Source organism: Salipiger aestuarii (assembly GCF_003259905.1).
GTDB classification, from domain to species: domain Bacteria; phylum Pseudomonadota; class Alphaproteobacteria; order Rhodobacterales; family Rhodobacteraceae; genus Salipiger; species Salipiger aestuarii.
The window spans coordinates 15,356-28,698 of record NZ_QLMG01000020.1 but is presented as its reverse complement, the minus strand read 5'-3'; the positions used below and the strand labels follow the sequence as shown (position 1 = coordinate 28,698).

General features: G+C 66.0%; 10 protein-coding genes. 8 read left to right on the top strand and 2 right to left on the bottom strand.

The window, feature by feature from the left end:
- Positions 1-56 precede the first annotated feature (56 nt).
- From ATI53_RS11865 to glmM, 5 genes are all read left to right on the top strand, one after another.
- Positions 57-2,627, top strand: a complete 2,571-nt coding sequence (locus ATI53_RS11865) for a putative PEP-binding protein (protein WP_009503479.1) — start codon at positions 57-59, stop codon at positions 2,625-2,627.
- A 165-nt stretch (positions 2,628-2,792) separates the two neighbouring features.
- Positions 2,793-3,428 (top strand): cell wall hydrolase, encoded by a 636-nt coding sequence (locus ATI53_RS11860; protein WP_034451861.1) that lies wholly within the window; start codon positions 2,793-2,795, stop codon positions 3,426-3,428.
- Between the two features lie 119 nt (positions 3,429-3,547).
- Entirely contained in the window at positions 3,548-4,459 is a 912-nt protein-coding gene (locus ATI53_RS11855) for a dihydroneopterin aldolase (protein ID WP_111550473.1), read from the top strand.
- Positions 4,460-4,516: 57 nt separating this feature from the next.
- Positions 4,517-5,527 (top strand): dihydropteroate synthase, encoded by a 1,011-nt coding sequence (folP, locus tag ATI53_RS11850; protein WP_009503476.1) that lies wholly within the window; start codon positions 4,517-4,519, stop codon positions 5,525-5,527.
- Positions 5,517-6,860, top strand: a complete 1,344-nt coding sequence (glmM, locus tag ATI53_RS11845; RefSeq protein WP_009503475.1) for a phosphoglucosamine mutase — start codon at positions 5,517-5,519, stop codon at positions 6,858-6,860. The genes folP and glmM overlap by 11 nt, the downstream gene beginning before the upstream one ends.
- Positions 6,861-6,987: 127 nt before the next feature.
- Here glmM and ATI53_RS11840 read toward each other — a convergent pair whose 3' ends face one another.
- Complete coding sequence (locus tag ATI53_RS11840; RefSeq protein WP_009503474.1) at positions 6,988-7,512, bottom strand: DUF2937 family protein; 525 nt, start codon at positions 7,510-7,512, stop codon at positions 6,988-6,990.
- Between the two features lie 84 nt (positions 7,513-7,596).
- Entirely contained in the window at positions 7,597-8,943 is a 1,347-nt protein-coding gene (gene proS / locus ATI53_RS11835; RefSeq protein WP_009503473.1) for a proline--tRNA ligase, read from the bottom strand.
- Positions 8,944-9,080: 137 nt separating this feature from the next.
- On the opposite strand from proS, the gene ATI53_RS11830 reads away from it, so the two are divergent.
- From ATI53_RS11830 to ATI53_RS11820, 3 genes are all read left to right on the top strand, one after another.
- Positions 9,081-10,148 (top strand): AI-2E family transporter, encoded by a 1,068-nt coding sequence (locus ATI53_RS11830; protein ID WP_009503472.1) that lies wholly within the window; start codon positions 9,081-9,083, stop codon positions 10,146-10,148.
- An 8-nt stretch (positions 10,149-10,156) separates the two neighbouring features.
- On the top strand, positions 10,157-10,885 hold the full coding sequence (locus ATI53_RS11825; protein WP_111550472.1) for a P-loop NTPase family protein: 729 nt from the start codon (positions 10,157-10,159) through the stop codon (positions 10,883-10,885).
- A gap of 66 nt (positions 10,886-10,951) precedes the next feature.
- Positions 10,952-13,123 carry an RNA degradosome polyphosphate kinase gene (locus tag ATI53_RS11820; RefSeq protein ID WP_009503470.1) on the top strand — a complete coding sequence of 724 codons (2,172 nt, stop codon included), beginning with the start codon at positions 10,952-10,954 and terminating at the stop codon, positions 13,121-13,123.
- Positions 13,124-13,343: the final 220 nt, after the last annotated feature.

Here is a 13,343-nt window from a genome sequence, read left to right as displayed (position 1 = left end):
AAAGGTGATAGTATCATGACCCTTTTCCGGGTTATGCTGCAGTGCGGAAACTCCGGATGGACGCCCACGTGCCCGATACGCTTCGACAGGAAGAACAAGACCCCAACGTGACGCTGGTCACGGCGACGGCTCCGATTTCGGTGCCGACCCATGGGGGGCGGGCCAAATGTCTGCAACGGCTTGTCCGGCTGGGTCTGCCCGTGCCGCGCACTGTGGCGCTTGGTTTTGGCACGGTGCACCGCATCGCCCAGGGCGATCTGCCCGACATTCACGCGATTCTGTCGCGCTTTCCCGACAGCGCCCTGCTGTGCGTGCGCCATTCGTCCGAGGATATGGATTGGGGCGGTCCGGGGTCAGTGCTGAACATCGGTATGAACGACGCGACCTATGCCCGACTGCGCGACAAGATCGGCAAGGATGCGGCAAGCGCGCTGTATCAGCGGTTCGTCATGTCCTTTGCTATTCACGTCGCGCGGCTTGACCCGGACGCGTTCGAGGAAATCGAATCGGTCGGCCAGGAAGGTCTGGCCCAGGCGCTGAAAGCCTATGAAGAACAGGCCGAAGAACCGTTTCCCCAATGCGCCGAACGCCAGCTGGCCGAGGTGCTGCGCTCGATGGCGCGCGCTTGGGAAGGCACCACCGCCCGGCTGCTGCGCCAGGCCAAGGGCGCGCCGGTGGATGCCGGTCTGGGCCTGATCGTTCAGGAAATGGCGCTGGGGCTGGGCATCGGCGAATGCGGTTCGGGCGTGTTGCAACTGGTCGATTCGGACACAGGCCTGCCCCAGGTGACCGGGCGTTACCTGTCGCAAAGCCAGGGCCGCGAGGCGCTGCAGGGCGGACAGGCGGCGCTGTATCTGGCGCGCGACCCGCGTGGCCCGTCGCTGGAGGATCTGGAACCTGCGGCGTTCGAAGAGCTCAAGCAATACGCCGCCTACATGCGCAACAAGCTGCGCGCCGAAATGCAGATCGAATTCACCATCGAAAACGGGCAGGTGCATGTTCTTGACGGCGTCCGGGTCAAGCGCAGTTCGCGCGCGGCACTGCGCATCGCCGTGCGTCTGGCCGAAGACGAAATCATCACCCGCCAAGAGGCGGTGATGCGGGTCGAGCCGCACAGCCTGACCGAATTGCTGCACCGCCAGGTCGATCCCGACGCACAGCGCGACGCCATCGGGCGCGGCGTCGCGGCATCGCCCGGCGCGGCGACGGGCCGAATCGTGTTCAGCTCGAACGAGGCGCAGGCATCGGCGGCGCGGGGTGAACCCTGCGTTCTGGTGCGACGCGAAACCTCGCCCGAGGACGTGCGTGGCATGCACGCGGCCGTCGCGGTGCTGACCGAACGCGGCGGCATGACCAGCCACGCGGCGGTGATCGGGCGCGGCATCGGCCTGCCGTGCGTGGTGGGCGCGGTGCGCATGGGCTTTCGCCATGACGACAAGCTGTTGCTGGCCGAAGACGGCCGGCGCTTTCACGAAGGCGACATCATCACCGTCGATGGCAGCGCGGGTCAGGTGCTGGCTGGCGCGCCGAAGATGATCGAGGCGGCGCTGGACGACGTGTTCCATGTGTTCATGTCCTGGGCGGATGCCGAACGCGACATCGGCGTGCGCGCCAATGCCGACACGCCCCAGGATGCCGCCACCGCGCGCAACTTCATGGCGCAGGGCATCGGGCTGTGCCGGACCGAACACATGTTCTTTGAAGACGACCGCATCACACCCATGCGCGAGATGATCTTTGCCGACAGTCCCAAGGATCGCGAGGCCGCGCTGGCGCGACTTTTGCCCATGCAACGCAAGGATTTCACAGAACTTTTCCGCATCATGGAAGGCATGCCCGTCTGCATTCGCCTGTTCGATCCGCCGTTGCACGAATTTCTGCCCAATGATCGTGCCGGGCTGCGCGCGCTGGCCGAGGCGGTGGATCGTCCGATTTCCGAGGTGACGCGCCGGGTGGCCAGCATGGGCGAGTACAACCCGATGCTGGGAATGCGTGGCGTGCGGCTGGGCATCACCGTGCCCGAAATCTACGACATGCAGGCGCGCGCCATTTTCGAGGCGACGCTGGATGCCAGCCGCATCGGCGCGGCTGTGGTTCCCGAAATCATGCTGCCGCTGGTCTCGGCCTGCCGCGAAGTCGAAATCGTGCGCACCCGGATCGATGCGGTCGCCGCTGCGGTGCGCAACGAGCGCGGGCGCGACTTTGACTACTCGCTGGGGGTGATGGTGGAAACACCCCGCGCCTGCCTGCGCGCGGATGAAATCGCGCAACACGCGCATTTCCTGTCCTTCGGCACCAACGATCTGACGCAGATGACCTACGGGCTGTCACGCGACGACGCGGGGCGGTTCATGTCGCATTACGTTCAGCAGGGCGTGTTCCCCGAGGATCCATTCCACCGCCTTGACGCCGAGGGCGTGGGCGAGCTGATCCGCATCGGGGTCGAACGCGGGCGCCGGGCCAATGGCGGTGTCATGCTGTCGGTCTGCGGTGAACACGGCGGGAATCCCGAATCGATTGCCTTCTGCCGCAGCGCGGGAATCGATTACGTCAGCTGTTCGCCCTTTCGGGTCCCGGTCGCCCGGCTGGCGGCGGCGCAGTTGGCGATCAGGGACAAGATCGCATAGCTGCACGATTTTTCACCGCAAAATCTATCGTATTTACAAGACTGTTGGGCCGAAATCCGCCGACTTCCTGCCCTGTGGGTGGACGGTCGGGAACAATTTTAATAGCCAGCCCTCCGGACGACAGACGGCTTTGGGGAGCCGCGTTCGAGATGTAAAGAGGGACAGATGATCAAAGCAATGACGTTCGCGCTGGCGGCACTTGCCGTGGGCCAGCCTGCTGCTGCCGAATTAGAGAAAGACAGTTTTCGCCAACTGGTCAAGCTGGAACAGCAGGGACTTCGCTCCGCAACGCCGTCGCGGCTGAATGCGCTGATCGCACCGGATGCGACCGGGGCGGTCGTCCCCTTTTCCTATAACCGCAGCTGGCTGGCCCGACAGCCGCGCGCAGACGGCAGCACCCAGTGGGAATGTCTGGCCGAGGCGCTGTATTTCGAAGCGCGCGGCGAAACGGTCAAGGGGCAGTTCGCCGTGGCCGAGGTCATCATGAACCGGGTCGATTCCCCGCGCTTTCCCAATTCCGTCTGCGGCGTGGTGAACCAGGGCACCGGGCGCAAGCATGCCTGCCAGTTCACCTACACCTGCGACGGCCTGCCCGAGACCATCGCCGAGCCGGCCGCCTGGGACACCGCCGGCAAGATCGCCCGTGAAATGATCGACGGCGCGCCCCGCGCCCTGACCGAAGGCGCCACTTTCTATCACACCCATGCGGTCAAACCCTACTGGGCCAAGAGCTTTACCAAGACCGCCGCGATTGGCGACCATCAGTTCTATCGCGCCGGCTATCGGGTCAGCAGCAACTGACGCAAGCGGCTGTCAAAGCGCCGCGTCCGGGTCTCGCGCCCCGGCGCGCATTGCGGTAAACAGACGCCGGCAGCGCCGCTTACAGGCGCCCACAGACCGCCGCCAGACCGGAGCCCCCCATGCCCGACGAGATCCGCCTTGCCTTTGCACACCCGTCCGAACGGGCGATCTCGACCGAAGGCAGCGCCCCGCGCGATCGCATTTCGCTGCGCGACCATGTGCGCGAGGTCGAGATCGGCGCCTTTCAGGCCGAACGCGGCCACACCCAGCGTATCCGGTTCGACGTGGTGGTCGAGGTCGCGCCAGCGGGCGGCGCGCTGGACGACGACGTCGACCGCATCCTCAGCTATGACCGGGTGACCGAGGCGATCACCACCGAGCTTGCCGCCGAGCGGCTCAACCTTCTGGAAACGCTGGCGGAACGCATCGCCGAACGCATCCTGCTCGAACCCCAGGCGATGCGCGTCTTCCTGCGCATCGAAAAACTGGATCGTGGCCCCGGCGCGCTGGGAGTCGAGATCGTGCGCACGCGCGGCGATTACGGCGGCCACCTGCAAGAGGTCGCGCGCCCCCGCCCACACCCGCGCGTTGTCTTTCTGTCGAATGCGGCCATCGCGTCGGACGCACTGAGCAGCTGGATCGACGGGCTGCTGGCCGACACCGCGCCGCTGATCCTGTGCATCGGCCTGCCCGACACCCCCCGCCCCGTCGCCGCGCACCCGTTGGCGCAGCGGCGCATCGACCTGCTCGCCATAGAACAGAACGGCTGGGTGCTGGCCGCGCGCAATCCGCGCTGCAAGGTGGTTTCCACCCGCACGGAACTGGACTGGGCCATGCGCAACGGCCAGATCTGCATCTGGGCACCGTCGAAAATCGTGCTCGACGCCACCGACGGCCCGGTCGGACAGCCGCGCGACGCGGTCGCCCTTGCCGCCTGGTTCGCGGCGACGATCGAGGCCTGCGAACTGGTCGCCATCGGCGCCCCCTTGCCGGACGCGATCACGCTGCCCGCGCGGGCTGTCACGCTCTGAAACACGTCGCGTGCGCCCCGCTTGCCAATTCCCGCGCCGGGGGGCACAACGCGCGCCATGCAGGACTATTTCCGCCCCCTCGTCCGCTCGGACCGCCCGCGCCCTGATAACGCCTTGCCGCTGGCCGGAAGCCCGCGCTGGTTCACCCATGTCGCGCGCCATCGCCGCGACGGCAGCGTCACCCGGCTGCCCGCGTCGGATCTGCCCGACGATGTCGCGACACGGCTCAGCGCGCCGCGCGGCACGCTGATGGGCCTGCCGATGGACCGTCCGCAAATCATGGGCATCCTCAACGTCACCCCCGACAGCTTTTCCGACGGCGGGCGCGACCGCACTGCCCCCGAGGCGGCGCGGCGTGGACGCACGCTTGTGACCGAGGGCGCCGACCTGCTGGACATCGGCGGCGAAAGCACCCGCCCCGGCGCGTCCACGGTGCCGGTGGGCGAAGAAATCGGCCGAACCGAGCCGGTGATCCGCGCGCTGGCCGGGCTGCCGATCTCGATCGACACCCGCAAGCTGGCGGTGGCGCGGGCCGCGATGCGCGCGGGCGCCTCGATGGTCAACGACGTGTCGGGGCTGACCTTCGATCCGGCGCTGGCCGACTACTGCGTCGACAACGCGCTTCCGGTTTGCATCATGCACGCTCAGGGCGACCCGCAAACCATGCAGGACGCGCCGCATTACGATGACGTACTGCTGGATGTGTATGATTTCCTGGCGGGCCAGGCAGACCGGCTTGTCGCGGCGGGCCTGGCGCGCGACAAGATCGTCATCGACCCCGGCATCGGCTTCGGCAAGACCACGCAGCATAACCTTGCGCTTTTGCGGGGGCTGTCGCTGCTGCATGGCATCGGCTGCCCGATCCTGCTGGGCGTGTCGCGCAAAGGGTTCATCGGGCGCATCGGCAAAGCGCCCGACCCCGCCGCACGCGCCCCCGGCTCGATCGCGGCAGCGCTGACGGGGGTGACGCAGGGCGTTCAGATCCTGCGCGTGCATGATGTTGCCCAGACCCGCCAGGCGCTTGCGCTGTGGCAGGCTGTGGAAAACGGAGACTCCCATGACTCGTGACTTGTTCGGCACCGATGGGGTGCGCGGAACCGCCAATATCCACCCGATGACCGCCGAGACGGCGCTGCGCATCGGCGCCGCCGCCGGGCGCTATTTCCGTCGCGAGGCGGGCGGCGTCCACCGCGTCGTGATCGGCAAGGACACCCGGTTGTCGGGCTACATGTTCGAAAACGCGCTGACTGCCGGGCTGACCTCGACGGGCATGAATGTTCTGCTGCTTGGCCCCGTACCGACGCCGGCGGTGGGCCTGCTGACACCGTCGATGCGCGCCGATCTCGGCATCATGATTTCGGCCAGTCACAACCCGGCGGCAGACAATGGCATCAAGTTCTTTGGTCCTGACGGATTCAAACTGTCCGACGAGGCCGAATCCGAGATCGAAGCGATGGTCACGGACGGCGTGGCGCCCGCGCAGGCAGACAACATCGGTCGCGCCCGGCGCATCGACGATGGGCGCTTTCGCTATCAGGAGCGGGTGAAATCCTCGCTGCCCCACGGGCTGAGCCTTGAGGGCATGAAGGTGGTCATCGACTGCGCCAACGGTGCCGCCTACAAGGCCGCCCCCGAAGTCCTGTGGGAACTGGGCGCCGAGGTGATTTCCGTAGGAACTTCTCCGAACGGGCTGAACATCAACGACAATTGCGGATCGACCAAGCCACAGGTCGCGGCCGAGGCCGTCGTGGCGCATGGTGCGGATATCGGGATCTGCCTTGATGGCGACGCGGACCGGATCATCCTGATCGACGAAACCGGGACGGTCGCGGACGGCGATCAGCTGATGGCGCTGCTGGCGGGCCGCTGGGCGGACGAAGGCCGTCTGAAGGGCGGCGTACTGGTATCGACGGTCATGTCGAACCTCGGGCTGGAACGGTTCATGACCGCGCGCGGCCTGCGACTGGAACGCAGCAAGGTCGGCGACCGATATGTGGTCGAAGCGATGCGCGCCAATGGCTGGAACCTGGGAGGCGAACAGTCGGGGCATATCGTCATGACCGATTATGCCACCACCGGCGACGGGCTGATGGCCGGACTGCAGTTTCTGGCCGAAATGGTACGCACCGGCCAGCCCGCCTCGGCCCTGGCCCGCCGCTTTGAACCGGTGCCGCAGCTGTTGAAGAACGTCCGGTATGCCGCCGGGCAGACCCCGCTGGAAACCGCGTCGGTTCAGGGCGCAATTGCCGAAGCCGAGGCCCGGCTCGATGGCAAGGGCCGCCTGCTGATCCGCAAATCCGGCACCGAGCCGCTGATCCGCGTCATGGTCGAATGTGAGGATGACGGCCTTCTGAGGCAACTTGTCGATGGCATCGTGGCCGAAGTCGAAGCCGCCGTCTGACAAGGGCGCTGCGCCCCGCGCTTCATCTTGCCGGTTAAACTCCGGGGGGCCCGAAGGGCGGGGGCAGCGCCCCTCCGACAGCGGGCGCCCCTGGCAGCGGTCGGGATCGCCTCCGGCGGGAGTTTATTCAGCATGATGAAGGGGCGGGTCGCGCCTTGCGACGGAGGATGCGCCGCCCGACACCAGCAAGCAGAGCGATGCCTAGCCAGCCCAGCCCGAACCCGACACCCGCGTAACTGAGCCCCTCGAACGTGGCGGGCACCGCGGGGCGATAGGCGGCCCAGGCGCGCGCGGCGATTTCGCGGTCGCCCATGTGGGCGGCCAGTCGCGCCCGCATGAACGGGCCGGCCCCGTCCAGCGCGGCAAGATCGCTGGCCAGGCGGGTTTCGCGCATGATCGTTTCGCGCATCGACCGGGCGCGCGCCGCGCCGAAATCGCCCGCCGTGGACAGCTGGCGCAGCGCCTCTCCCCGGCTCAACCCCAGCGCCGCGGCGTCGCTGTCAAACCGCGCCACCACGCGTGACAGCTCATCCACCGCGCCTCCGAGGCGCTGGGTATATTGCTGCGAAAATTCGGGAAATTGCGACAGTCCGACTGCGCCGGTCAGTCCGGCAGCGAGGGCAATGGCCTGGGTGATGGCTCGGGTGATCATCTCTGCCTCCTTTTGCCCTCTGGCGGGGCGTATGAGGCAGAGTATAGCGCAAAAGGGTCCGCCGTGTCAGCGGACCCCGCCGAATCAGGCCGCGATAGCCCCGTAGAGGGCGGCGATTTTCGCCACGGCGGCCTCGGGCGGCAGTTCTTCGGATTCGCCGGTGCGGCGCGAAGTCAATTCCACCACGCCGTTTTTCAGCCCGCGCGGCCCCACGGTGATGCGCCACGGCAGGCCGATCAGATCCATCGTGGCGAATTTCGCGCCCGCGCGTTCCTTGCGGTCATCGTAGAGCGGGTCCAGCCCCAGCGCGACGAGCGCCGCGTGCAGGCTGTCGCAGGCGGCATCCGCCTCGGCGTCGCCCTGCTTGAGGTTGACGATGCCGCAATGAAACGGCGTAACCCCTTCGGGCCAGATGATGCCCTTGTCGTCATGGCTTGCCTCGATGATCGCGCCAAGCAGGCGCGACACGCCAATGCCGTGCGACCCCATATGCACGGCGACATCCTTGCCCTGGCCATCGTTGACGGTGGCGTTCAGCGCGTCGGAATATTTCGTGCCGAAGTAAAAGATCTGCCCGACCTCGATGCCGCGCGCGGTGCGGCGGCGGTCCTGCGGCACCTGGGTTTCGAATTCGGCCTGCACATGGGTTTCATCGGTGCGGGCGTAGCGCGAGGTGAATTCCTCCATCACCGCCTGGCACTGTTCGACGCTGTCGAAGTCGATCGCGCGGTCGCCGAATTTCAGGTCGGTGATCTGGGAATCGTAGAACACCTCGGATTCGCCGGTGTCGGCGAGCACAAGGAATTCATGCGTGTCCTCGCCGCCGATCGGGCCACTGTCAGCCCGCATCGGAATCGCCTGCAGGCCCATGCGTTCATAGCTGCGCAGGTAGCTGACAAGATGGCGGTTGTAGGCGTGCAGCGCGTCCTCTCTGGTCAGGTCGAAATTGTAGCCGTCCTTCATCAGGAACTCGCGGCCGCGCATCACGCCGAAGCGGGGACGGATCTCGTCGCGGAATTTCCACTGGATCTGATACAGCGTCAGCGGCAGGTCCTTATAGGACGACACGTTGGAGCGGAAAATGTCGGTGATCAGTTCTTCGGCGGTGGGCGTGTACAGCATGTCGCGGCCGTGACGGTCGGTGATGCGCAGCATTTCCTCGCCATAGGCGTCATAGCGCCCGGATTCGCGCCACAGGTCGGCCGATTGCAGCGTCGGCATCAGCAGCGGGATATGACCCGCGCGGGCCTGTTCCTGATGGATGATATCTTCGATCTTGCGCAGCACCTTGAAGCCAAGCGGCAGCCAGGAATAAATCCCCGCCTGGGCCTGTTTGATCATGCCGGCGCGCAGCATGTAGCGGTGGCTGACGATCTGCGCCTCGGACGGCGTTTCCTTCAGCACGGGCAGGAAATAGCGGGACAGGCGCATGATTCGGGCCTCGTGTAAACTGGGGGTTTGCGGTGGGGTAAGCGAAAGGCGGCGGTCAGGCAAGGGGCCGCGCAGCGGCCTTGCAACCGCGCGCCCAAATCGCGATGAAGGGGCAGGTCTACCCAGAAAGGCACGACATGGCATTGCCGGTGCGGATGCAACTGAAATACTGGGGCATCGCGGCGGCGGTGCTTGCGGTCATGCTGTGGTTTCTCGGCGATGTGCTGCTGCCCTTTGTGCTGGGCAGTGCGATTGCCTATTTTCTGGATCCGGTGGCGGACCGTCTGGAACGGGCGGGCCTGAGCCGCGCGGGCGCCACCGCCGCGATCACCGTGGCCGCGATCCTGATCTTTGTCATCCTTGCGCTGGCGGTCGTGCCCGCGCTGGTCGAGCAGACGACGCAGCTGGTGGATACCGCGCCGCAGCTTTTCCGCAAGCTTCAGACCTTTCTGACGTCGCATTTCCCCGAGGTCATGAACGAAGGCAACCCGGTGCGCGAAACCCTTGTGTCGCTGGGCGATACCGTCAAGCAGCGCGGCGGAGAGCTGATGAACACGGTGCTGACATCGGCCGCATCGGTGATCAACATCCTGATGCTGTTCGTCATCGTGCCGGTTGTGGCGGTCTACATGCTGCTGGACTGGGACAACATGGTGGCGCGGGTCGACGACCTGCTGCCGCGCGACCATGCGCCGGTGATCCGCGAGCTTGCGCGCGGCATCGACGACACGCTGGCCGGGTTCATCCGGGGGATGGGGTCGGTCTGCCTTATCCTCGGGGTCTATTACGCGGTTGCGCTGTGGCTGGTGGGGCTGAATTTCGGCCTTGTGGTGGGCGTGGTCGCGGGGATGCTGACGTTCATCCCCTATGTGGGCGCCATCGTGGGCGGTGCGTTGGCCATCGGGCTGGCCCTGTTCCAGTTCTGGGGCGAATGGGTGTGGATCGCCGCCGTGGCGGGGATCTTTTTCTTCGGTCAGTTCCTTGAGGGCAATTTCCTGACCCCCAAGCTGGTGGGGGATTCGGTCGGGCTGCACCCGGTCTGGCTGATCCTGGCGTTGTCGGTGTTCGGGTCGATCTTTGGTTTCATCGGGATGCTGGTCGCGGTGCCGGTCGCCGCCGCCATCGGGGTCGTCATCCGGTTCGTGGTGGACCAGTACAAGGAAAGCCGTCTGTACACCGGCCTTTCCCGCGATACCGACAGGTGAGCCCCGCCATGCGACGCCCGCGACAGCTTGTCCTGCCCCTGCCCGTGCGTGAGGCGCTCCGGCGCGAGGATTATTATGTCTCGCGCTCCAACGGCCTTGCGGTGGCGTTGCTGGACGACTGGGCGGGCTGGCCCAACGGCAAGATGATCCTTGTGGGGCCGCGCGGCGCGGGCAAGACCCACCTTGCGCATGTCTGGGCCAAGGAAACCGGCGCCGTCATCGTGCCGGCCCGCGACCTGCCGGGCGCCGACATCCCCACGCTGGCCCGCGCGCCGGTCTGTGTCGAGGATGCCGACCGCATCGCCACCGACCGTCTGGCCGAAGAGGCGCTGTTTCATCTGCACAACCTTGCCCTGGCCGAACGGCGCGCCCTGCTGCTGACCGCATCCAGCCCGCCACGACAGTGGGGGCTGGCCCTGCCCGACCTGCGCAGCCGGATGGAGGCGACCCAGACCGCCACCCTGCCCGACCCTGATGACGATCTGCTGGGCGCGGTCATCGCAAAAACCCTGAACGATCGCGGCTGTCTGCCCGCCCCCGAGGTCATTCTCTATCTGGTGCGTCACATGCCACGCCGTTTTGCCGCCGCGCTGGCGTTGGTCGATGCGCTGGATGCCCAGGCCATGGGCCGCCCCAAGGGGATCACCCGCGCACTGGCCCGCGATGTGCTGACCCGCATGACCCCGGCGCTGGACGCACCGCGCACGCCCCGGTCGCCGGACGAAACGCGCAATTGACCCCGGCCTGCGATGATCGCATGATCCGTCATGATCCTGTTGCAATTTCCAACGCATAAGCCGCCCATGAGCATCGCAGATTTCCTGACCGCCCCCATTCCCGCCGCGACCGAGATGCCCGACATGGACATCGAGGGTCCCGCACGTTTTTACAACCGAGAGCTTAGCTGGCTCGGGTTCAACTGGCGTGTGCTGGAAGAGGCCGAAAACCCGCGCGTTCCCTTGCTGGAACGCCTGCGTTTCCTGTCGATTTCGGCCACCAATCTGGACGAATTCTACACCGTGCGCGTTGCGGGCCTGCGCGAACTGGCCCATGCGGGCAACACCAACCCCGCCGCCGACGGGCTGACCCCCGCCCAGCAGCTTGAACAGATCAACGAAGTCGCGCGCGGGCTGATGCACCACCAGCAAAAGGTGCTGTACCAGCTGGAATCCGAAATGGCGGCGCAAGGCATCGACATCGTGCCGCTGGACGAACTGACCGAGGCCGACCGTGTTCATCTGGAAGACCAGTTCCTGACGCAGGTGTTTCCGGTGCTGTCTCCGCTGGCCATCGACCCGGCGCATCCGTTCCCGTTCATCGCCAACATGGGCTACTGCCTTGCGATCCAGCTGGAACGCAAGAAAGACCGCCGGGTGCGGTCCGCCCTGCTGCCCATTCCGCATCAGATCGACCGCTTCATCCGGCTGCCCTCGGATTCCGGGCAGTTCCGGTTCATCTATCTGGAAGACGTGCTGCTGCTGCATATCGAAAGCCTGTTTCCCGGCTACCGGGTCAAGGAACATTTCGGCTTTCGCGTGCTGCGCGACAGCGACCTGGAAGTCGAGGAAGAGGCCGAGGACCTCGTGCGCGAGTTCGAGGTCGCGCTCAAGCGGCGGCGGCGTGGCGAGGTGGTGCGCCTGACCATCAGCGCCGGGGCGCCGGATGCGCTGCGCCGCGCGGTTCAGGATGAACTGCATGTGCGCGACGACGAGGTGATCGAACTGAACGGCATGATCGGCATTGCCGACCTCAAGGAACTGGTGCTCGACGAGCGCCCCGACCTGCTGTGGCCGACATTCACCCCCCGCGTACCCGAACGGGTGCAGGACCACGAGGGCAACATGTTCGCCGCCATCGCGCAAAAGGACATGCTGCTGCACCACCCCTATGAAACCTTCGACATGGTGGTGCGCTTCCTGCATCAGGCGGCGCTGGACCCCGATGTCGTTGCGATCAAGCAGACGCTCTATCGCACCTCGCGCAATTCCCCCATCGTCGAGGCGCTGTGCGAAGCCGCCGAAGAGGGCAAATCCGTCACCGCCCTGGTCGAGCTGAAAGCCCGCTTTGACGAGGCCGCCAACATCCGCCAGTCGCGCCGTCTGGAACGATCGGGCGCGCATGTGGTCTATGGCTTTCTTGACTGGAAAACCCACGCCAAGATTTCCCAGGTGGTGCGCCGCGAAGGCGACCGGCTGGTGACCTATACCCATTGGGGCACGGGCAATTATCACCCCATCACCGCCAAGATCTACACCGACCTGTCGTTCTTTACCTGCGACGCGGCACTGGGGCGCGATGCGGCCAAGATCTTCAACTACCTCAGCGGTTATGCCCGTCCCGAGGGGATGGAGAACGTGGTGATCTCGCCCAGCACGCTCAAGCCCACCATGATCGCCCTGATCAACGCCGAGGCCGAACACGCCCGCGCCGGGCGCCCCGCGCAGATCTGGATCAAGATGAATTCGCTCATCGAGCCCGACATGATCGACGCGCTTTATGCCGCCAGTCAGGCCGGGGTGCGGATTGATTGCGTCATCCGGGGGATTTGCGGGCTGAAACCGGGGATCAAGGGGCTGTCGGACAACATCCGGGTCAAGTCGATCATCGGACGTTTCCTGGAACATTCGCGCATCGCCTGTTTCGGCAACGGTCACGGGCTGCCCCATGCGGAGTCGCGGGTGTTCATCTCATCCGCCGACTGGATGGGCCGCAACCTGAACCGCCGGGTCGAAACCGGGGTCGAGATCAAGAACCCGACGGTCAAGGCGCAGATCGTCAGCCAGGTCATGGCCGCGAACCTGGCAGACACGGCGCAGAGCTGGGTGATGGAACCCTCGGGTGCCTTCACCCGCCACCCCGTGCCCGAGGGCGAACCGTTGTTCAACTGTCATCGGTTCTTCATGGAAAACCCGTCGCTGTCGGGGCGCGGATCGGCGGGCGCGGGCGATGTGCCCTCGTTGACCCACGACGATTAGGGCGCGACGCGTTCGGGCGGCGGCATCCGCCCCGCGCCCGTGTCCCACCACGGCCAGGGCCCCCTTATGCGGGGCCTTTTTCGGTCTTGCGCCATGGTGACGCGGCGGACACCCGTGCGCGCCGCCCCGAATTCGCCACAAAATGACCGCCCCCGCGCCACGAAACATTAAGTTCCGGTAAAGACCGGCCTGCGATCTTGACGGTGCACTTGGGGGCAAG